This window comes from Jejuia sp. G7-7 (assembly GCF_055808955.1).
On sequence record NZ_JBVVSZ010000001.1, the window covers coordinates 627,216 to 648,955 of the forward strand.

Annotated in this window: 21 protein-coding genes and 1 pseudogene; 13 read left to right on the forward strand and 9 right to left on the reverse strand. The window is 31.4% G+C overall.

The features are described from left to right. Nucleotides 1–56 precede the first annotated feature (56 nt). Nucleotides 57–1,154 (forward strand): tetratricopeptide repeat protein, encoded by a 1,098-nt coding sequence (locus AC0L5U_RS03130; protein WP_473414613.1) that lies wholly within the window; start codon nucleotides 57–59, stop codon nucleotides 1,152–1,154. A gap of 91 nt (nucleotides 1,155–1,245) precedes the next feature. On the opposite strand, the gene rocD is transcribed toward AC0L5U_RS03130, so the two are convergent. From rocD to AC0L5U_RS03155, 5 genes are all read right to left on the reverse strand, one after another. Next, nucleotides 1,246–2,526: an ornithine--oxo-acid transaminase gene (gene rocD, locus AC0L5U_RS03135; RefSeq protein WP_473414614.1), complete on the reverse strand. Its 1,281-nt coding sequence runs from the start codon at nucleotides 2,524–2,526 to the stop codon at nucleotides 1,246–1,248. Between the two features lie 162 nt (nucleotides 2,527–2,688). Next, nucleotides 2,689–3,075, reverse strand: coding sequence for a DUF6768 family protein (locus tag AC0L5U_RS03140; protein WP_473414615.1), 387 nt, complete (start codon nucleotides 3,073–3,075; stop codon nucleotides 2,689–2,691). Between the two features lie 4 nt (nucleotides 3,076–3,079). Next, nucleotides 3,080–3,457, reverse strand: a complete 378-nt coding sequence (locus AC0L5U_RS03145; protein ID WP_473414616.1) for an RNA polymerase sigma factor — start codon at nucleotides 3,455–3,457, stop codon at nucleotides 3,080–3,082. Beyond that, nucleotides 3,424–3,618 carry an RNA polymerase sigma factor gene (locus tag AC0L5U_RS03150; RefSeq protein ID WP_473414617.1) on the reverse strand — a complete coding sequence of 65 codons (195 nt, stop codon included), beginning with the start codon at nucleotides 3,616–3,618 and terminating at the stop codon, nucleotides 3,424–3,426. The genes AC0L5U_RS03145 and AC0L5U_RS03150 overlap by 34 nt, the downstream gene beginning before the upstream one ends. 5 nt (nucleotides 3,619–3,623) lie before the next feature. Then, nucleotides 3,624–4,103, reverse strand: coding sequence for a hypothetical protein (locus AC0L5U_RS03155; RefSeq protein ID WP_473414618.1), 480 nt, complete (start codon nucleotides 4,101–4,103; stop codon nucleotides 3,624–3,626). Between the two features lie 123 nt (nucleotides 4,104–4,226). Here AC0L5U_RS03155 and rlmD point away from each other — a divergent pair, with 123 nt between their 5' ends. From rlmD to AC0L5U_RS03170, 3 genes are read left to right on the forward strand one after another with little or no spacing between them, the layout of a single operon-like run. Further along, nucleotides 4,227–5,642, forward strand: a complete 1,416-nt coding sequence (gene rlmD, locus AC0L5U_RS03160) for a 23S rRNA (uracil(1939)-C(5))-methyltransferase RlmD (protein WP_473414619.1) — start codon at nucleotides 4,227–4,229, stop codon at nucleotides 5,640–5,642. Nucleotides 5,643–5,685: 43 nt separating this feature from the next. Next, complete coding sequence (locus AC0L5U_RS03165) at nucleotides 5,686–6,204, forward strand: DUF6452 family protein (RefSeq protein ID WP_473414620.1); 519 nt, start codon at nucleotides 5,686–5,688, stop codon at nucleotides 6,202–6,204. Then, complete coding sequence (locus AC0L5U_RS03170; protein ID WP_473414621.1) at nucleotides 6,170–6,919, forward strand: DUF6048 family protein; 750 nt, start codon at nucleotides 6,170–6,172, stop codon at nucleotides 6,917–6,919. Before AC0L5U_RS03165 ends, AC0L5U_RS03170 begins: the two co-directional genes overlap by 35 nt. Before the next feature lie 125 nt (nucleotides 6,920–7,044). Here the strand turns inward: AC0L5U_RS03170 and AC0L5U_RS03175 are convergent, their stop codons facing one another. After that, a complete protein-coding gene (locus AC0L5U_RS03175) occupies nucleotides 7,045–7,995 on the reverse strand; it encodes a glycoside hydrolase family protein (RefSeq protein WP_473414622.1) in 951 nt (316 codons plus the stop codon). A gap of 528 nt (nucleotides 7,996–8,523) precedes the next feature. On the opposite strand from AC0L5U_RS03175, the gene AC0L5U_RS03180 reads away from it, so the two are divergent. Continuing rightward, entirely contained in the window at nucleotides 8,524–9,864 is a 1,341-nt protein-coding gene (locus AC0L5U_RS03180) for a ComEC/Rec2 family competence protein (protein ID WP_473414623.1), read from the forward strand. A gap of 10 nt (nucleotides 9,865–9,874) precedes the next feature. Beyond that, the gene (locus tag AC0L5U_RS03185; protein WP_473414624.1) at nucleotides 9,875–10,012 is read left to right on the forward strand and encodes a hypothetical protein; all 138 of its coding nucleotides are present in this window, start codon (nucleotides 9,875–9,877) and stop codon (nucleotides 10,010–10,012) included. 77 nt (nucleotides 10,013–10,089) lie between these two features. Here the strand turns inward: AC0L5U_RS03185 and AC0L5U_RS03190 are convergent, their stop codons facing one another. Together AC0L5U_RS03190 and AC0L5U_RS03195 are read right to left on the reverse strand one after the other, a co-directional pair. Further along, nucleotides 10,090–11,208: a GTP cyclohydrolase gene (locus AC0L5U_RS03190; RefSeq protein ID WP_473414625.1), complete on the reverse strand. Its 1,119-nt coding sequence runs from the start codon at nucleotides 11,206–11,208 to the stop codon at nucleotides 10,090–10,092. A 69-nt stretch (nucleotides 11,209–11,277) separates the two neighbouring features. Further along, nucleotides 11,278–12,252 carry a transporter gene (locus AC0L5U_RS03195; RefSeq protein ID WP_473414626.1) on the reverse strand — a complete coding sequence of 325 codons (975 nt, stop codon included), beginning with the start codon at nucleotides 12,250–12,252 and terminating at the stop codon, nucleotides 11,278–11,280. 146 nt (nucleotides 12,253–12,398) lie between these two features. On the opposite strand from AC0L5U_RS03195, the gene AC0L5U_RS03200 reads away from it, so the two are divergent. The 5 genes and pseudogenes from AC0L5U_RS03200 to AC0L5U_RS03220 all read left to right on the forward strand — a co-directional run bounded on the left by AC0L5U_RS03200 (nucleotide 12,399) and on the right by AC0L5U_RS03220 (nucleotide 17,879). Beyond that, nucleotides 12,399–12,671, forward strand: coding sequence for a DUF4834 family protein (locus AC0L5U_RS03200; RefSeq protein ID WP_473414627.1), 273 nt, complete (start codon nucleotides 12,399–12,401; stop codon nucleotides 12,669–12,671). A gap of 30 nt (nucleotides 12,672–12,701) precedes the next feature. Continuing rightward, nucleotides 12,702–13,136 (forward strand): hypothetical protein, encoded by a 435-nt coding sequence (locus AC0L5U_RS03205; protein WP_473414628.1) that lies wholly within the window; start codon nucleotides 12,702–12,704, stop codon nucleotides 13,134–13,136. Next, nucleotides 13,054–15,147 (forward strand): YfhO family protein, encoded by a 2,094-nt coding sequence (locus tag AC0L5U_RS03210; protein ID WP_473414629.1) that lies wholly within the window; start codon nucleotides 13,054–13,056, stop codon nucleotides 15,145–15,147. Before AC0L5U_RS03205 ends, AC0L5U_RS03210 begins: the two co-directional genes overlap by 83 nt. Then, nucleotides 15,140–16,416, forward strand: a pseudogene (locus AC0L5U_RS03215) (glycosyltransferase family 4 protein). Before AC0L5U_RS03210 ends, AC0L5U_RS03215 begins: the two are co-directional and overlap by 8 nt. Further along, nucleotides 16,416–17,879, forward strand: coding sequence for a lipopolysaccharide biosynthesis protein (locus tag AC0L5U_RS03220; RefSeq protein WP_473414630.1), 1,464 nt, complete (start codon nucleotides 16,416–16,418; stop codon nucleotides 17,877–17,879). Before AC0L5U_RS03215 ends, AC0L5U_RS03220 begins: the two are co-directional and overlap by 1 nt. 72 nt (nucleotides 17,880–17,951) lie before the next feature. On the opposite strand, the gene AC0L5U_RS03225 is transcribed toward AC0L5U_RS03220, so the two are convergent. Further along, nucleotides 17,952–19,190: a hypothetical protein gene (locus tag AC0L5U_RS03225; protein ID WP_473414631.1), complete on the reverse strand. Its 1,239-nt coding sequence runs from the start codon at nucleotides 19,188–19,190 to the stop codon at nucleotides 17,952–17,954. 292 nt (nucleotides 19,191–19,482) lie between these two features. On the opposite strand from AC0L5U_RS03225, the gene AC0L5U_RS03230 reads away from it, so the two are divergent. Together AC0L5U_RS03230 and AC0L5U_RS03235 are read left to right on the forward strand one after the other, a co-directional pair. Beyond that, the gene (locus AC0L5U_RS03230; RefSeq protein WP_473414632.1) at nucleotides 19,483–20,262 is read left to right on the forward strand and encodes a hypothetical protein; all 780 of its coding nucleotides are present in this window, start codon (nucleotides 19,483–19,485) and stop codon (nucleotides 20,260–20,262) included. A gap of 358 nt (nucleotides 20,263–20,620) precedes the next feature. Next, the gene (locus AC0L5U_RS03235) at nucleotides 20,621–21,721 is read left to right on the forward strand and encodes a DUF3667 domain-containing protein (protein ID WP_473414633.1); all 1,101 of its coding nucleotides are present in this window, start codon (nucleotides 20,621–20,623) and stop codon (nucleotides 21,719–21,721) included. Nucleotides 21,722–21,740: the final 19 nt, after the last annotated feature.

Genomic DNA, 21,740 nt, shown 5'->3' on the forward strand with positions numbered 1-21,740 from the left:
CCATAAAAAATCAAAATTATGCTGAGGCATCAGCAGCACTAAAGCTCATTGAGCCAATGCTTGAATCTTTAGAGGGTAAATTGAAAGATAAGTATTATTATTTTAAAGCTGTAACTCTTTTTGCAGATGGTAAAGGGAATTTTGGTGAAATGACTCAAGCTGAAAAGATTCTCGAGAAAATTGAATCTGGTTATGCTAAAGAGGCATCGGATTTGAAATTTAGAATGATTAGCGATTATTTAAATAAGGCTAATAAAAATTATGAAAAAAAGAAATATAAGCCTGCGTCTTTGTTCTTCGAAAAAACATATAACTTAAGTCCAAAAGATACGGTTTATCTCTATTACGCAGCTGCCACTGCTGTAAATATTCCGGATTATGATCGTGCTTTAGGTTTGTATGAAAAACTTAAAGATTTAAATTATGATGGTTCTGAAAAACAACTTTTTGCTGTTAATACAAAAACAGGCCAAAAAGAATCTTTTCCAAATGCTCAACTTCGTACTGCTGCTATAAAAACTAAAACTCATAAAAGTCCAACAGTTGAAAAGTCTGCTTCCAAAAGAGGTGAAATAGTTAAAAATGTTGCGCTAATTTATATTTCCAATGGAGATAATGATAAGGCAATACAAGCCATTAAAGATGCAAGGGCTTTGGATCCAGAAGATGTTAACTTAATACTTTCTGAAGCAAATATTTATTATAAGATGGGCGATACTCAAAAGTTTAAAGAGCTTTTAGAAATTGCAACTCAAAAAGATCCTGAAAATGCAGAATTGCAATACAACTTAGGTGTTATTTCTGCAGAATCTGATCATCCAGAAGAAGCTGTAGCCTATTATAAAAAGGCTATTGAGTTAGATCCTAACTATATTAATGCCTACATTAATAGTGCTGCATTAATTTTAGGAAAGGAATCTGGAATTATTGAAGAAATGAATGGTTTAGGAAGTTCTGCAGCTGATGATAGACGTTATGATGAATTACGAGCAAAACGTCAAGATTTATATAGAGAAGCTATACCATTTTTAGAAAAAGCTTTAGCAATTGATGAGAATAACAATAGTGCAGCTACAACGCTAATGAACATTTATAGTGTTTTAGGTGAAACTGATAAGTATAAAGCTATGAAAGCTAAAGTTGAAGGACAATAAGGTTCTAGAAACTAGTTTTTAGATTGTAGATTAAAAAAATCCAGAGTAAGTTTTACTCTGGATTTTTTTTGACTAAAATTTCGAATATTTTCTATACTTCAAATTGTTTTATAGTGCTTATTATTATCGAAATACAATCCATTAGTTGTTCTTCTGTAATTACTAATGGAGGAGCAAATCGTATAATGTTTCCGTGGGTAGGTTTTGCCAATAATCCATTATCACGAAGTGCTAAACAGATATTCCAAGCGGTGTCACTATCTTCACTATCATTAATAACAATAGCATTTAGCAAGCCTTTACCACGAACTAATTTTACGATAGTACTTTTTTTGATATATATGTTTAATTCACTTCTAAATAATTTACCCAACACATAGGCGTTTTCAGCAAGCTGCTCTTCTTTAATAACCTCTAGAGCTGCAATGGCAACTGCTGCTGCAACAGGATTTCCACCAAAAGTACTGCCATGATTCCCTGGTTTAATAACATTCATAATACTATCATTTGCTAAAACTGCAGAAACAGGATAAACACCGCCGCTAATGGCTTTACCTAGAATTAAAATATCTGGCTTAACATCTGGAGTATTGGTACAACCTTTATTTTCACAAGAACAGTTTCCACAAGTTGCTAATAAACGTCCTGTTCTTGCTACACCAGTTTGTACTTCATCGGCAATAAATAATACATTAAACTGTTCACATATTGCTTTGGCTTTCATTAAGTAATTTTCACTAGGTACATAAACACCAGCTTCCCCTTGAATTGGTTCTACCAAAAACGCCGCAATATTCGAATTGTTTTTTAAAGTGTCTTCTAATTCTTCTAAATTGTCATATTCAATTTTAATAAATCCGTTTGTGTAGGGGCCAAAGTTTTCACGAGCCACAGGGTCATTAGAAAATGAAATAATAGTGGTTGTGCGTCCATGAAAATTATTTTCACAGACCACTATCTCTGCTTCATTCTCAGCGATACCTTTAACTTCGTAAGCCCATTTCCGTGCAACTTTTAAAGCAGTTTCAACAGCTTCAGTACCAGTATTCATGGGGAGTAACTTGTCAAATCCAAAAAGCTCGCAAGCAAATTTTTCATATTTACCTAAAATGTCGTTGTAAAATGCTCTAGAAGTAAGCGTTAATGTTTTTGCTTGTTCAATCATGGCATTTACAATTTTAGGATGGCAATGTCCTTGGTTTACTGCAGAATACGCAGATAAAAAATCGTAATACTTTTTTCCTTCAGCATCCCATACATACACACCTTCTCCGCGACTTAATACAACCGGAAGTGGGTGGTAATTATGAGCACCGTACTTGTTTTCTAATGCAATTGCTTGTTGAGACGTTAGTTGTTCTGAAACAGCCATTTTAAAATAATTTAAATAGTTAGTATCTGTATTTAAAACAGATAATTAAATAACTATTCCTTCTGTACCTTTTTTTCTTCGAAGAATTCGAAAAAGCAGCGTGGGAGAGAAATCATCCCCGGATAGGGCCGCAATTTAATGAATAATAATTGTTTATAAAAATTATTCAGTCACTCTGCTTGATAGAGAAGATACTTGTAGTTCTAGCCTTTTTAATTCTCGCATAATGGCATTTTTATCCATTTGCATCCAAGCAAAAATCTTTAGCATACTTACTCCAATTAAAAAGACGATACTTCCAAGTCCCCATTTTAGCATATCAAAAGTTAGTTCTGCTCTAAAAAACATCACTAAGCAATAAATAAACAATCCAAAGAAAACTAATGTCATAAGATTCATGAGGTACATGATCCATTTATTTTTTCCTTTAAATAAACCCCATACCATTTCTAGTACGTTTTGTTCTTCCAAAGTATCGTAAAATTTTGCTTCTTCTTCAGAAAGAGTTTCCTTAATTAGTTTGTCAATATCTTCAATATTATTTTTCATGACTTTATATTTTTATAAGTTGTTTTAATTTTTCTCTAGCGTGAAACAATCTGGATTTTGTAGTTCCAATTGATATATTTAGAATATCACTAATTTCTTTAAGTGAATAGTTTTCGTTATAGAAAAGTTTTAGCACTATTTGTTGATGCTGTGGCAATATTTTAAAGGTTTCTAATAGTTTCAACTTTAAATCTGAAATTTCGTTCTCATCTTTTTCATCGCTAATAGTTTCTTGTTCATGCTTCACTTGTTCAATATGTTTTTGAAGTCTCTTCTTTTTATTTATCCAGTCGAATGCGTTATTACAAACAATCCGTAATGCCCAACCTCCAAAGCTTTTAGGGTTTTTTAAAGTGTGGATTTTTTTATGATAACATTCCAAGAATCTTGTGCAATATCTTTAGCAACATCAGCATCTTTAACCAACCAATATGCCTTTTCACAAAATCGCTTGTGCCATCTCTTTACAAGCATATTGAGTGCTTTTTTATTTCCAGATTGAAACTCTAGAACCAAATCGCTATCTGATGTCTCGTTATTCACTTTTTTTATTTCAAAATATAGCGCCATATGCGCACCCAAATATTCCATTTAGTAAACACTTTTCGCTTAGAAAAGTTGTTTTCAATGGTATCAAAAGCATTTTCAATTAAAGCATTGTGTAACCATTTAATAAATAAAACCCATTTTAAAGTTGCAAAGCCTTCAGTATGCATATTGATACTGTGCTTTATTTCTGTTACTTCATTACTAACCTTTGTAATTTCAAATTTATGAATCCCTTTAAATCCCTTCGGACTTAAAAATCGAAATACAATATACTCTTCGCATTTATAATCTTTAATATCATAACGAATAATTCCATGGCCTCCTTTAGCTCCAATTAGTAACCCTTCGTTAAATCGTATTGCTGGCCAATGTGCATTTGGCCAAATTTTATCATCTTTGGTAGAGAGTGTTTTTAATAATGCCGAGACCTTATGTTTTGGTTGATTAATGTTTCGTTTATGGATGTTTATAACCTTCATGTCTTATGATAAAGACAGTAAAAAAATAAAAAGGTTCAATTTTATTTCAAATTAATATAAAAATCTCTTAAAGATAATTTAAATAACAAGTATTTTATTTCTGGCTATTGTTATTTTTGCAGCATGGGAAGAAGGAGAAATTCTAGAAAAGTTGTTTTTGAACAATTGGAAGTTATTGATGCGGGTGCAAAGGGAAAAACTATTGCTAAAGCTCCAGACGGTAAAGTGGTTTTTTTACCCAATGCAGTACCCGGCGATATTGTAGATGTACAAACTTTTAAGAAACGAAAAGCGTATTATGAAGGTAAAGCTACTAATTTTCATAAGCTTTCTGATAAGCGAGTAGCGCCTGCTTGTGAATATTTTGGGACTTGTGGTGGCTGTAAATGGCAAGATATGGGTTATGAGCATCAATTGTTTTACAAACAGAAAGAGGTGGTAAATAATTTGACGCGAATTGGACATATTGAACTACCTGAAGTTACGCCAATTCTAGGTGCTGATAATCAATATTTCTACAGAAATAAAATGGAATTTTCGTTTAGTGATAGCCGCTGGCTAACGTTAGAAGAAATCCAATCAGATAAAAATTTAGGAGATAGAAATGCATTAGGATTTCACATTCCTGGTATGTGGGATAAAATTTTAGACATTAATAAATGTCATTTGCAGACAGATCCTTCAAACACCATAAGAAATTCAGTTAAGAAATTTGCTATTGAAAATGGTTTAGAATTCTTTAATACAAGAAATCAAACAGGGTTATTGCGTACCATGATGATTAGGACATCAACTACAGGCGATATTATGGTAATGATTCAGTTTTATAAAGAAGATGTTGAAAAGCGTGAATTATTGTTAGATTTTATTGTTGAAACTTTCACAGAAATCACTTCATTGCAATATGTTATAAACGGAAAAGCAAACGATACTATTTACGATCAAGAAGTGATTTGTTATAAAGGAGAAGACCATATTTTTGAAGAAATGGAAGGTTTGAGGTTCAAAATAAATGCGAAATCGTTTTATCAAACAAATTCTGAGCAGGCTTATGAACTCTATAAAATAACTAGAGATTTTGCAAGATTGAAAGGGGATGAGTTAGTGTATGATTTATATACTGGAACAGGAACCATCGCCCAGTTTGTGGCAAAAAAGGCTAAAAAAGTTGTTGGTGTGGAATCTGTTCCTGATGCGATAATAGCTGCTAAAGAAAATGCACAATTAAACAACATTAATAACGTTGAATTTTTTGTTGGAGATATGAAGCAGGTTTTTAATGACGATTTTATTATTACTAATGGGCAACCAGATATAGTAATTACTGACCCACCACGAGATGGTATGCATAAAGATGTTGTAGCACAATTATTAAATATTGGTGCAGAAAAAATTGTATATGTAAGTTGTAATAGTGCAACACAAGCAAGAGATTTAGCTTTAATGGACACCATGTATAAAGTCACAAAAGTGCAAGCAGTAGATATGTTTCCACAAACATTTCATGTAGAAAATGTAGTGCTTTTAGAAAAGAGATAACAGTTTGTATTTCGTAGTTAATACGGAATTTATTAAAGATAAAATGAAATATATAAAACTATTAATAGTAGTATTGGTTATCGGGCTTATCTATATGAGCTGTGAACGTGACGATTTATGCCCTGATACAACGCAAACTACTGCAAAACTAGTAATGGAAACTTTTGACATTTCAATTCAAGAGGATAGTAAAAATATATTTGGTTTGCGAATTCAAGGCGTTGATAATGATAAGGTTTTGGAAGGTTACAACGTAGTTACCACTAATTCTCTAGTATTGCCTTTGAGGACAGATGTGGATGAAACACAATATAAGTTACATCAAGATTATTCTGAGGATACAGATGGGAATGTAAATGGAGGAAATGAGGATATTATTACAATAACTTATAATAGAGAAGATGTGTTTGTATCTAGAGCATGTGGATACAGAACAATTTTTAATAATGTTATAGTTCGTATTGAAGATGATGGAGATAATTGGATACAACTAATACAAGCTGAAAACGACAACCAAACTGTAGAAAATGAAACAGAAGCACATTTTAAATTATTTCATTAGTATAGGACTATTGGTTTTAGTTAGTGCTGGTTCAGTTCAAGCACAGAATGATAGTATCCCTAAAGTAGAAAACGATTCTACTGTTATCAAGCAGAAGTACGGTTTTCGTTTTGGAATCGATGCTGGAAAATTAATTCGTTCGTTTTTAGATGATGATTATACAGGCTTAGAATTGATTGCTGATTATCGTATTACTAACAAACTTTATGTTGCTGGAGAAATAGGTAATGAAGAACGTATTTTAGTTACTGATTTTTTAAATACTACCACAAAAGGTACTTACTTTAAAGCTGGGATTGATTATAACTTATACCAAAACTGGTTAGATATGGATAACATGGTTTATTTTGGTTCAAGAATAGGAGCAAGTACATTTAGCCATACCATTAATAAGTATAGTGTGTATAGTACCAATCAATATTGGGATCCCCAAAATTTAGTTTCAGAAAGCTTTGATAAAGATGGATTAACTGCTCTTTGGTTAGAACTTATTATTGGTATAAAAGCAGAATTATTTAATAACTTATACATAGGTTTAAATGCTCAGCTAAAGGTGAAATTGACAGAAACTGTGCCGGATAATTTTGAAAACATATACATTCCTGGGTTTAATAAAACTTATGATAGTACACGTATTGGTGTTGGGTATGGTTACACTATTTCTTATAGAATACCACTTTATAAGAAGAATAAGTTAGTTGCGCCAACTGAGTAATTGTTTTTATCTTTTATCTAAAATTTTCTGTCTGTTTTCTGTTTTGCCAGTTAGTAAAATGTCTTTTTCTTCTGGAATATTTAAAGTATAACTTGCATCAATAAATATTGTAGCCACAGAAGGCCCTACAATTGGAGCTTCTCTTTTAGCTCTCCATTATCAAAACCATGGTTTGTATCCTCAGGAATATAAGTAAAATTTGGAGTTTTATAAAGCGGTTTCAAAGCCTCGGGTATAAATCTACTATAATTTTTATAAGATAGTGTTGCGGTATCATCTGTAGCATTTAAGCTTAGATTACTAAATTTAGAGTTCGCTGCAAAATTACCTTTACTTCGCCTAGCTGAATCTGGACCTACAAAACCTTCTTTTAAAAACAAGGTCCATGAACTACCTTCAGATTTAGCAATATCAACCAAAACACGGCCGTTTAATACAGAGTGTGGTTGAAGTAAAACAGCAGCTTTTCCTTTAATACTGGCTACATTTTTTATCACAATATTATCTACTCCTAAATCGTATTGCCTGCCTGTATGTGCTTCTATTCTACATGTCATTCCGCCTTGGCATGACAAGTTTTTTAATAATACATTTTTTCCAACATTAGTTTGTGCTAGGCCATAACCAATAGAAGCTCCTCGCATTTCAACATTAGTAATTGTAATATTTTCAGAAATATTTGCTGTTGTATCATCAACTTTCACAGGATTTAAAGCAATAGCGCTACCTTTAGTTAACTCATCGATAATTGTAATATTTTCTACAAGCACATTTTTTATATAACCTATGGCAACAGCACGATAAAATGTGTTATTAAACTTTTCTAAAATTAATTTTGGTCTATTTTCTACTGAACCCAATCCTATAATTCTAACATTTTCTACTAGTGGCAAATTTTCTCTCATTCCTAAATTAAATAAGAAGTTTTTTCCACCTCTAGTATTGTCCATTCTTATCGTTGTTCCTTCTGCAATAGAAATATGGATGTTAGATTTTATATATACTTCTTTAAACTTATAATCACCTTTTTGAATTAGAATTTTACCGCCACCTAAATTATTTAAAGCATTAATCATTTCATTTAACGCTTCAGAGTCATTTTTCCCATTAACATGAGTAAATATTAGATTTCTATCATTTGATAAATTTACAAAATCAGCACCTTGGTAACCAGCACCATCTTCAAAATATGGATTAGAAGGATATAAGGCTAAATCTGAAACATTACCAGCTGATATTATTGTGTTGGGAGTTTCTTCTTCTTTTTCTTCTTTTTTTCATTAACAGCTGAATCAGAAGAAGAACAATTCATTAAGAGAGTCAGAATAAATATGGATAAGAAATTTTTCATGGTAAGCTATTGTGTATTGATAAAAAAATGATTTTTAAAATTAATTTAAATAAATTATTTTATGATAGCTTGAAAATTCCTTTATTGATACTTAATTACCTTTTTTGTTAAAATCTTAAATTATTAATCAGTTTATATATACGTAGAAGTACTTATATAATAGTTCAATAAAAAGTATTAATTTAAAGATTTATATAATATTATCATTTTTCAAAAGGTAAAATATAGATATATCTACTTTAAATAGTTTATCATGGCAACAACTAAATACATAAAAAAAGACACCGCAAAAGTATACACATCTAGCGATGGAAATAAAGTACTTTTAGAAGCGCTTTGGGGAGATGGAGCAGTATTAGTTTCTAACACCAAAACAAATGGGCGATACAAAGTCAACATTCGTTGGGCAAAAAATGTATATGTAAAAGCTGAAGATTTAGGAGATACACCTTTATTAGAACTTTACTTTATAGATGTTGGTCAGGGCGATGGTGTTCTAATTGTAACTCCAGAGCGAAAACATATTTTAATAGATGGTGGTTACAAACGTTCCAAACAGCCACATGGAAAAAGTGCTGCAGACTTTGTGGATTGGAAGTTTTTCAAGGAATATAAAAAGAAAAATATAGAGTTAGATGCCATGATTTGTTCCCATTGTGATGCAGATCATTACGGTGGTTTATGGGATTTATTAAGTGATGACCCTGAGGACAAAAAGGAACTGGATGCTAAAACAACTAAAGTAGATACTTTTTATCACGCAGGAGTATCTTGGTATAAAACGGATGAAAAAAGACGTTTTTTAGGGAACGAAACTGATGGAGTGCTTCATAATTTATTAACAGGGAAAACATCAATTAAAAAAGGTCTCAATAAAAATTCAGATTTACGCATACAAGGGGAGTGGGCCGATTTTTTAAAAACGGTAATTGCAAGTGATGCATCCATAAAGCGATTGGCCCATAATCCAGTTAAAGGATTTAAATATTTACAAGGCTTTGAAGAAGATAAAGAAACTACTATTAAGATTTTAGGGCCAATTGAAACTACTGTAAAAGGGAAGCCGACCTTAAAAGATTTAGGAGGGTACAGTACTAATACCAATGGTAACTCTATATTATTACGATTAGATTATGGAAGAGCTAGAATATTATTGACAGGTGATTTAAATAAGAAAAGCATGCAACATATTATAGCTTCTTTACAAGGAGATTTAATTGAGTTGGCAGCTGATGTTGCAAAATCTTGCCATCATGGAAGTGACGATTGTTCTTATGAATTTTTGCAATATGTAAATGCTGCAGCAACAGTAATTTCTTCAGGTGATGATGAAACCCATGCACATCCTCGACCAAATATTGTAGCAGCTTCTGGTGCCACAGGGTTTAAAAAGATTGAAAATGATGAAATGGTAACACCATTAATATACAGCACCGAAATTTCTAGAAGTTTACGAATGGGAGATCCGTATGAAGTGAACAGAAAGGGGTATGATACACCAAATGGAGATATTGATGTAGTACTTACCGATGAAATCAAAACTAAAAATACGCTACAAGCACACAACTTCTGGTGCTTTAAATCCAAAAGATAAAATAAAAGCTATGAGCCGACTAAAAGTGGTTGACGGTATTGTTTATGGTTTGGTAAATGTGAGAACCGATGGTAATAAAATACTTTGTGCTACGCTAAATGAGGGAAAGAGCAAATGGGAGGTTAAGACATTTACTTCACGGTTTTAATGTGAAGTAATAGAAAAAGTACGATTATTTAGTAATTATAATTTAAAAAGTAACAACAAAAAAATCATATAAAATACCTATAAATCTTTCCTGTAAGTCTTTCGGCGTCTATAAACTTCTGGATCAAAATGTTTCCAAATTTGGTGTATTGCATAATTATCTTCTAATTCAGGAGTCCGGTAACATGTTTGTATGCCTTTTTCAGTAAATGTGTTATAGTATTCATTAAAAATAACAGCATGTACACCTTTGTTTTGATAATCTGGATGAATACCAATTAGATAGAAAATAACGTCTTTACTGTTTTTCTTAGCTTTTAAAATTTGAGCAAAGCCGAATGGGAAAAGTTTTCCGTTAATTTTTTGTAAAGCCTTTGCAAAAGCGGGCATAACAATAGCAAAACCAATAAGTTTGTCGTCATTATCAACTACGAACTTTATGTATTCTGGGTTTACAAAGCTTATGAATTTTTTCTTAAAGTATTCCTTTTGAATATCGGTTATGGCGACAAAACTTGCTAAAGAGGCGTAACTCTCATTAAATAAATCAAACATTTGGTCTACATAGGGCATTACTTCTTCAGTCTTAGTAAATTTTAATGCTTTTAATTTATAACGACGTTTTATAAGTTCTTGTGCTTTAAAAAAGAATTCAGGTTTTACATTTTTAAAAGGAAACCTACTTTCAGAATACGCTTTTTCAATTTGATAACCAGCAGAGGTGTAGTGTTTTGTATAGTAGGGATGATTGTACCAAGTAATCATAGGCGCAATGGCTTCAAAACCTTCATCTATGACGCCAACTTTATCTAAGTTTGAAAAACCAACTGGGCCTTCAGTAAATGCTAAATTGTTTTCTTTTCCAATGGTTTCAACTTTATGTAATAATGCTTTAGAAACCTCTAAATCGTCAATATAATCAAACCAGCCAAAACGCATTTTTTTCTGATCTTGACTTTTTACTTCTAACCAATTGATAATTGCTGCCACTCGACCAACAACCTCATTGTTTTTGTAAGCTAAAAATAGACGGGCATCAGCATCTTTAAAAACTGGGTTTTCATTTTTATCAAACGTTTTAAGTTCCTGATTAATAATTGGGGGCGTCCAATATTTAGAATTCTTGTAGAGTTTAAAAGGAAACTTTACAAATGTTTTTAAATCTTTTTTGTTGGTTACTTCTTTTATTGAAATCATAAATTATTTCAGCAAAGTATTAGTTGTTAAAATCCTCATCTTCTCGTTTCTGTTTCTTTTCTTTTTCCTTTATAAGATCCTCATCTTTTTTTCGCTTCTTCTTTTTTTAGTTTTCTTGTTTCTTGATTGACGTTTACTTTCTTCTTTAGCAGAGTTTCCATTATCAATTTCTTTGTCTTTATGAAAATCTAATCTATAAGAAGCACCTAAAGTAATATTTAATACTGAAGGTGTGTCTTTTGTGTTAAACGTAATTGCAGTATCTAACTGGAAATTTTTATCCCATAGGTAGGCACCACCAAATCGTAGTAAATTATCTGCATAAAAATCGCTTTTAACGCCTTGGGTTTCTCCGAAAATGACCCATTGTGGGCTAAAAGAGTGGGTAAGTGTTAGTATGTATGAGAAATCAGATTGGTCGGTTCCAATTCTATCTTTTATTAAATTCATTACAAATACCCAGCCTCCATTAAAATTGTTTTGGGTGGCAATCATCACTTTTGGGCTAAAACCTTCAATGCTCGTAGCAGTATAAGGATTGTTTTTAGTATCATAATTTGCACCAACATAAACTGCAACTGCTGGAATTAATGATTTCCATCTAAAACTATGATTTGCTTTCCAGCTGTAAAGGTTTGGTTTTTCATCTGCTGCATTTTTGTAAGGATCGAAAACTAAATATTTAGCTCCTAGAGTCACATATTTAAAGTTAGAACGTTTGTCTTCAGTAGTAAAACCTGAAAAATTTGTTTTAGTATCATTTTGGTAATTACCTTCTATATTAATTTCTAGCTGCTCCCATAGTAAACCATATCTAGCTGCAAAATCTACTCCCAACCCTGACACTTCATATTGTGGTAAAGGCGTTCTCTTCTCTTTTAAGAAATAAGGGCCAACTTCAAACTGAACTACATTAGTACCTACAGAGAATGCACTTCTAGATAGTCCAGGTCTGTTAGAATTTATAACTTCAGTATATTGAGCAAAAACAGTAGTACTACTTGCTACCAGTAAAGTAATAATTATGTATTTAAAGGCTTTCATAAGAATGATTTAGGGTGAAATTTTTATGATAGTAGATGTTTTGATTCATTTCAATGCTACCAAATATAGATATTTTATCTTTTTTTTATGTTTTTTGAACGTTTTTTAAATGATTAGAATTGTATTTTTGTATAAATTTATTTTTTATGCTACAACAAGCATCTTTTGTAGGATTAATAAAAATGGTACTTATCATTTTATTAATTTATTTTGGGGTCAAGATATTGGCTCGTTTGTTTGCACCTTTTTTAGTGAAGTATGTTGCAAAAAAAGCAGAACAAAAATTTGGGCAACAATTTAATCAACAGCGTCAGGAAGCGCCAAAAAAAGAAGGAGAGATTTCAATAGATAAAGTCCCTAAACAACGACAATCAAATAAAGATGTTGGCGATTACGTGGATTACGAAGAAATTGAGTAATTTCATCCCTTGTCGATTTAACCTTTTTTCATGCAGATTTTATTAAAGAAATCACTTTCTCATTTACTTATTTTAGCAGGTTTTGTACTTGTATCATTAGCTTATTTTAATCCAGTTTTACAGGGTAAACAAATATATCAGAGCGATATTGTTCAGTATATTGGCATGTCTAAACAACAAAAGGATTTTAAAGCTGAAACTGGTAAGGAAACCTATTGGACAAATAGTGCTTTTGGTGGTATGCCAACATATCAATTAGGTGCAAGATACCCACATAATTATATAAAAAAACTAGATTTAGCCTTACGGTTTTTACCACGACCTGCCGATTATCTATTCCTTTATTTATTGAGCTTTTATGTGTTGCTTTTAGTGTTGAAAGTTGATTTTAAAACTCGCTGCACTTGGGGCTTTAGCTTTTGGGTTTTCAACATATTTAATAATAATTTTAGGTGTAGGGCATAACAGTAAAGCTCATGCTATTGCTTACATGCCTTTGGTTTTGGCTGGTATTCTTCTGGTATTTCAAAAGCGCTATATAGCGGGATTTTTATTGACAGCTATTGCGATGGGGTTGGAATTGGTGTCTAATCATTTTCAAATGACCTATTATTTGCTGCTCTTAGTGGTAGTTTTAGGAATTGTTTATTTAATTGATGCCTATAAGAAGAAAATGTTACCACATTATTTTAAATCTATTGGTATTTTAATTGGTGCAGTTATTTTAGCAATCAGTTTAAATGCTACAAACGTATTGGCAACACAAGAGTATGTTAAAGAAAGTACTCGTGGTAAAAGTGAATTAACCATAAACCCTGATGGTACTACTAAGGAAGTGACTTCGGGTTTAGATAAAGACTATATTACTCAGTTTAGTTACGGTATTACTGAAACATTTAATTTGTTTATCCCACGATTTATGGGAGGCGGAAGCTATGATAATGTTGGAAAAGATTCTGAAACGTATGAGTTTTTTAGAAAACTAGGAGCTTCTCCGGCTCAAGCTATGGAACAAGCTGAAAACGCACCAACCTATTGGGGAGATCAACCAATAGTGGAAGCGCCAGCTCATATTGGTGCCGTTGTCTTGTTTTTGTTTGTATTCGCTTTGTTTTTAGTGAAAGGTCGCTTAAAATGGTGGTTGGTGGTTGGTGTACTGTTATCTTTATTACTTTCATTTGGAAAAAACCTTAATTTTTTAACCGATTTCTTTATTGATTATGTACCGCTTTACAATAAGTTTAGGGCAGTAAGTTCCATACAGGTTATTTTAGAATTATGCGTTCCTATTTTAGCAATTTTTGGATTGGTTAAATTGTTTAATGAATTTAATAAAGACGAAGAAAAACTTAAAGCGTTAAAATATGCTACTGGAATTACTGGAGGATTAGCATTGTTGTTTTTGCTTTTTGGATCAACTTTATTTGATTTCGTAGGAATGCGAGACGGACAATATATCCAGAACTATGGCCAAGAATTTAGTCGTACCATACAAGAAGATAGAAAATCAATTTTTACTACAGATACTATTAGAACACTTGTTTTAGTATTAATATCGGCGGGATTAATTTTTGGATATCTTAAAAACAAGATTAAAGAGCAATGGGTTGTTGTTGGTTTTGTAGTGCTTATATTATTTGATTTAGTTGGAGTAAACAGGCGTTATGTGAATGAAGATGATTTTGTGTCGTCCATAAAAATGAACAAACCTTTTTCGGCAAACGAAGTCGATAAACAAATTTTGAAAGACACGACACATTTTAGAGTATTCGATTTAGTGTCAGGGCCTTCAAAACCGTCCTATTATCATAATTCATTAAATGGTTATAATGCAGCAGAGTTAAAACGTTACCGAGAAGTATTTGATTGGTATGTGTCTCGAAATAATATTAATGTGATGAATATGCTAAACACAAAGTATATCATTGCTCAAGATGAAAAAGGGAATGTATTTCCTTATGTAAATGATGAAGCTAATGGTAATGCTTGGTTTGTTGAAAAATTACAAAGAGTAGATTCTGCAAATGAAGAAATCAAGTTGTTAGATAGTTTAGATAATAAAAGAAAGGCGGTATACACTTATATTCCTCCAAAAGGCATCCTTAAAAGAATGCCTGAGCCAGTTGTGATGGATTATCAATTAGATTCTTTAGCGTCAATAAATTTAGTTGAAGTAAAACCTAATTATTTAAAATATCAGACTAATAATTCTAATGACGGCTATGCAATTTTTTCAGAAGTTTATTATGGAAATGGTTGGAAAACTTTCATAGACGGAAAAGAAACATATCATAAAAGAGTTAATTATATTTTAAGAGGTATGGCTGTTCCCAAAGGCAAACATATCATCGAATTCAAGTTCGACCCAGATGTTGTTAAAACCGGAAGTGTTATATCTCTTGCAGGCTCTGTTTTTTTAGGGATTCTAGTTATTGTTGGATTATTTTACAAGTTTAAACAAAAAAAGAGTGCGTAAAAAGGTGCTCATAGTCACATATTATTGGCCACCTGCAGGTGGGCCAGGAGTACAGCGTTGGCTAAAATTTGTAAAATATTTACCAGATTTTGATATAGAACCTATTGTTTTTGTACCCAAAAGCGCAAATTACCCTATAGTTGATAATAGCCTTGTAGATGAAGTTTCCAAAGATATTGAAGTTATTAAGTTTTCCATTAGCGAACCTTATAAACTAGCGCAACTCTTTTCGAAACGAAAAGTAAATACTATTAGTAAAGGAATTATCAATGAAAACAAAAAGCAATCATTACTAGAAAAAGTGATGCTTTATATAAGAGGTAATTTTTTTATTCCCGATGCTAGAGTAGGTTGGGTAAAGCCTTCAACTACATTTCTTTTAAATTATATTTCTGAGAATAATATTGAAACTATTATTACTACAGGGCCTCCGCACAGTTTACATTTAATTGGGTTAAACTTAAAACAAAAGCTAGGAGTGAAGTGGTTGGCTGATTTTAGAGATCCATGGACAACCATTGGTTATCATAAACAATTGAAATTAACAACTTCTTCTCAAAAAAAGCATAAATCGTTAGAAACACAAGTTTTATCAACTGCTGATCAAATAATAGTGACTAGTTTTGTTACGAAAAAAGAGTTTCAGAATATAACAACGAAGCCTATTGAAGTTATTACTAATGGCTATGATGATGAAATTTCAGAACCTTTTGAAATGGATTCAAAATTCACATTGTCACATATAGGCTCATTATTATCAAAACGAAATCCTGAAATTTTATGGAAAGTTCTTTCAGAATTAATAGAAGAAAACAAAGATTTTCAGCAAGATTTTCAACTAAATTTAGTAGGTTTTGTTAGCGAAAACATACATCAATCTATTGCCAAATATAGTTTAATTGATTATATGAATGAGGTAGGATATGTTTCACATAAAGAATCAGTTAGATATCAAAAAAATCACAAGTATTGTTATTGATAGAGATTGATTCCGTTGACACTAAATGTATTATACCAGGAAAACTTTTTGAATATATGGTATCTCACAGGCCAATACTTGCTATAGGTCCAAAAGCATCGGATGTAGAACGAATTATTAAAGAAACCAATACAGGTTTCTATTTTAACTATCAAGATTCAGAATCCTTAAAAAATAGTATCTTAGAACTCTATATGAACTATAAGAAAGGAACTTTGAAGTCACACCCCATCGGCTTGCAAAAATACCACAGAAAGTCCCTTACGAAATTATTGTCACAACTTGTATAATGGGAATAGTTGCTTCACAATCATTTAAGAATATTATTTCCACATATCTTGGGTTTGCCATAGGTGCAATAAATACCTTGTTTTTGTATACTAATTTTATGAGTGATGCTTATTACGGAATGGTAGGTTTTATGCTATCTGCAGCATTTGTGATGATGCCGATAATGGCATTTGGTGTTCATAATACACTTGTGAAATTTTATGGATCATTTAAAACTAGAATTGCTCTCAATAGTTTTTTAACATTGATGTTGTTTCTACCTTTATTAATGATTATTCCGTTGAGTATTGTAGGGTATTTTGGTTATGAAATCATTGGGGATTATCTATCTTCTGAAAACGCTATAATTAAAGACTATTTATGGCATACTATAGTAATAGCAATTGCGTTGGCTTATTTCGAGGTGTTTTATGCATGGGTTAAAGTACAATTAAAAACTGTTTTTGGCAATTTCATGAAAGAAGTGTTTCATAGGGTTGGTACAATGGTTTTGTTATTTCTGCTTTACTTAAATTATTTGAGTATAGAACAGTTTATGATTGGGCTTGTAATGGTTTATATTCTGAGAGGATTAGTGATAATGGTATATGCTTTTAGTGTAAAATTACCAGTAATTATTTTTAAGAAAATAAATGGAATTAAAAGTATCTTAAAGTATTCTACTTTAATTATTATAGCGGGCTCCATTGCTACTGTGCTTTTAGATGTAGATAAAGTGATGATTGGCAAGTATATACCAATTAAAAATATTGCATATTATAATGTGGCTATTTTTATAGCTGCAGTTGTTGCTGTACCTCAAAGAGCGATGCATCAACTATTATTGCCACTATCGGCTAAATACTTAAACGAGAAAGATTATAAAAGTTTGGGGGATTTGTATAGACGAAGTTCTTTGAATTTATTTATTGTTGGTGGGTTAATGTTTTTGTTAATTACATTGAATATCAATCAGTTGTATTATCTCATTGCAGAAGAATATAGAATAGGCTTATATGTAGTGCTATTAATTAGTCTCTCTAAACTTTTTGATGCCTTGTTGGGAAGTAATAATGCTATTTTGTTTAATAGTGATTATTATAGAATAGTATTACTTTTTGGAGTATTGTTAGTGATTTTAATGGTATTATTAAATACAGTATTCATTCCTTTATATGGTATTAACGGTGCTGCTTTTGCGACATTTATTGCTGTATTTTTATACAATACAACAAAAGTAATTTTTGTTTACAAAGCTTTCAAGATAATTCCTTTTTCTATAAGTACTATAAAAGTAGGAGTAGTGTTGGGGGTTATGGCATTATTAGGCTATTTCTGGGATTTTAAGTTTCATCCTATTCTAAACATCTTTTTAAAATCCGTTATAATTACTGGAGTTTTTAGTTTAATTGTCTACAAATTCAAATTTTCAGAAGATATTAATGGATTAATAGACAAATTTTTAAGACAGGGTAACGAATAAAAACAGAAAACCCCACAATGTTGCTTTGAGGCAAACATATTGCAGGGCTTCCTTAACTAACCAACCAAAATTTTAAATCCTTCTTCGAGAGGTGGATCTTGTATTGTTGTTTCTTGAGGTACTTCTACTTTGAGTAGCTCTAGAATTTGTGTTTCTTGTTCTTGTTGTAACACGTGAAGCAGGTTTTGATGTGCTTCTAGAAGACCTATTAACTGTTTGTCCAGAACTCCTGTTTGTGCTATTCCTGTTATATATACGAGAGTTAGTTGCTTTTGGTTTTTTTACAACTGTTGTGCTTCTGTTTCTCGTTACTTGAGTAGACGTGCTTCTTTTAGGAGCTTGTCTAACCGCAGTACTAGACTGTTTTCTTGTTGTTCTTTGACTATCAGTATTTACACGTGTTTTAGGTTGTGTGCTTCTAGTGTTTGCAGAGCTTTCTCTTCTTGTATTAGTGCTTCTGTTTTCAACTCTAGAATTAGACCTTTGCATTGTTCTATTAGTCGCAACTCTATTGTTACTATTAGAAACTCTTCTAGAATCACTTTTTCTTAATGTTCTATCATGAGTAGTATTTCTTCTGCTTTTCGCAAGATTGTTGACAGTTGTTCTATTTCTAGAACTTCTATTTACAGTTGCATAATTTCTGTTTCTAGAAATTGTGTTTCCTCTTCTACTAGCTATTGCTGTTCTTGGTCTAGTATTGTTATAAAACGGTCTTCTGTATGTGTAACGCACAGGGTTATAAAACTGTCTGTAAGGTCTGTTGTAAACTACACAGTAATCAAAAGCAGGAACGCTGTAAAAACGGTGCCAAGGTCTGTAAATATAACCTCTATTAAATGTGTTAATAAAGCCCGTGAAGTGCGTATATCTATTAAACCTGTTATAATGTACATACAATCCACCAATACGATTTATACGACCAAAATTGTTGTAAAAAATGTTTACGTTTCCAGCTTGAATAATACGCCCAAAATTATCATAAAATATAGGAATGTTTTCTATTTGAATAATTGCTCCAAACTCATCATATTGTACATATCCGTTATAGTTGTAACCAGAATTAAAACTAATATTTGTATTTCTAGAATTAAAATTTACGTTTAATCTTGAATTACCTCTTAATATATTAAAATCAAATTGTCCGTCTCTAAAAACAGAAAACTCAACACCATTTTCTACAAATATGAATGAATTACTATAGCCTCCATAAAATGTGGCTGTTGAATTTATTTTTAAATTGTTTGTGTCTGCATTAGTAGTAAATCCTACTAGGAATAAACTTGCTAATAAAAATGCTATTTTTTTCATAATTGTAAATTTTAAGGGTTACGATTATGTAATTACAAACAGCGTGCCAGAATTATTTCTTCCTTTTTAAATCATATATAGTTTGTTGATTGTTAATGTTTTAGATATTTTTTTATGGCTATCGAGATTACGGTTAAGATAAAGATTACAAAATCTTAGGTTTGTCAAGTTATAATCAAGTACATTTTAAGCTTTAGACGTGTTTGATTAGTTATTGTTCAGTTTTGATTTTGATAATATTTGCGCCGTATTTTTAATTTTATCACAAACAATTAACTAAATATTTATTATTATGAAAAAAATTACTTTTATGTCTATGTTAATGATCCTTGCATCTTTAACTTTAACAACAAATTTGAATGCTCAATTGGCGGGTGAAACATACTATTCTGTTTCTATTGATGGAGGTACTACTACTTATCTGTCTTCTTCTGCAGGGAATAGATTTGCAGATTATCCTTTTGGAGGGGCTGAAGGAAATCACGTATTTAGTAACGCGAACAAAGATATTACTATTCAAATTACCGATTATGATCAAAACAATCCAGTTGTTGGACCTGAATTGTACATCCGTTTTTCTAGAGTTGGTTTTGGAAATGCTCCTCTTGGTTGGGGTTCTGATAACACCACTTCCCTAATGACTTTAGTGCCAGGAGATTTTACAGCTGGTGCTGCAACTGTAAACGTATCCATACCAGAAGGTACTACTCCTGTAGAAAATACAACGGATTATGTTAATGGTTATAATTGGATTATGCAAATTGTTGGTGCTAATGGAGGGGCTTATAATGATTCGGAGCATGCTTACATGAATTATGTTATTGATGTAACCGAGAACATATTAAGCACAAGCGATTTGAACAAAAGCAAGCTAGGAGCTTTTTATAGTTCTAATATAGATGCTGTTGTAATTAAAGATAAAGCAATTAGCGGGAGCGATTATAAAATCTACGACTTAATGGGTAGAACAATTATGAAAGGTGAAGTTTCCAATGAAATTAGTGTTTCAAATTTAAAAACAGGACTTTATATTTTATCGACAGATAGAGGTTTATTAAAGTTTGCTAAATAATAAATATAAAACTTATATTTAAAAAGGGTTAACTCACTCGTTATCCCTTTTTTGTATTCTTAAAAATAAAAACCTCAAAGTTGTAATTGCTTTGAGGTTTTAGTTTTTAATAATTTAATTTCGAAAGTTTAGCTTATATTCTTTTTGTGTTTCTTCACTTTACCATTTTATTTATAATAATAGTAATCATCATCATAAATATCGTTAACATTATACCTGCTCTTTAGCTTTTTGGCTTTCTCTGTTGGTTACTAATTTTCAATATGCGTGCCAAAGATGTGATTATTTGTATATCAGAGTTCTAATATTCTACATTAGTAAATACTTTTTTATATTTTTATAAAACCAATCATTTTAAATGAAAAAGAAAAAAGAAACTTGTAAAAATTGCGAAAAGCAGTTTAAAGATAGTTTTAAATTCTGTCCGCATTGCGGTCAACAAGCTAAGGATGAATTAACCGTGAAAGTGTTGTTTTATAACACGATTAGCAACTATTTTTCTTTTGATGCTCGGTTTTTCAAGAGTTTTATTCCTTTATTATTTAAACCTGGATATTTAGCAGGTAAATTTATTGAGGGGAAGCGGTTGCTGTATTTGCACCCAGCGCAAATGTATTTGTTTATAGCTGTTGTATTTTTCTTTTTGTTTTCATTTATTCAACGAAATCAAGTACAGACTTTAGATGAAAAATTAGCCCAGACTTTAAAGAAGGAAAATGTAGTTGATAAGATATCAGATGTGCATGTAAGAGATTCGATTAAAGCTGTAGAATTGTTAAACCAAAGAGTAGAAGATTCTATTGCTCGTGAAAAGTTACGCAAGACTTTAGAGGATAATAAATATATCCACAGGTTTTCTGATGCGCAAATGGATTCTATAGTTAATGCAGATGATTTTAGAAAAAACGACATCGCTAATTTTGATTTTGATACCGAATCTTTAGATTCTTTAATTGATGTAAATGCATCTGAATCAATGCTTTATAAAGAAATGGGAATGAAAGACGATGCTGGGTTAGTTAAAAGGCAAATATACAAGCAAGCATTAAAGTTTTATAAATCTAGAAAAGGTGGAAGTATACTCCAAACGTTTTATGATACTATACCTATTGCAATGTTTTTTCTGTTACCGATTTTTGCACTTTTATTAAAGCTATTCTATAGAAAAAGTGGACTGTATGCACATCATTTGGTGTTTAGTTTTTATTATTTTTCGTTTCTGTTTACAGTATTTAGCTTAATTATTGGCATTAACTTTATAGTTGATATTCCAGATTGGATAGATTGGTTAGTTGCTTTTTCGACATTTGTGTATTTGTATTTGGCTTTGAAGCGATTTTATCAACAAGGTAGATTTAAAACATTTATAAAGGCTAGCCTAACCTCCTTCTTGTTTTTACTATTTGTGGCACCGTTAACAGCATTTATTCTGGGAATGTTTGCGTTTTTGTTTTATTAATTAAATTGATTGGTTTTAG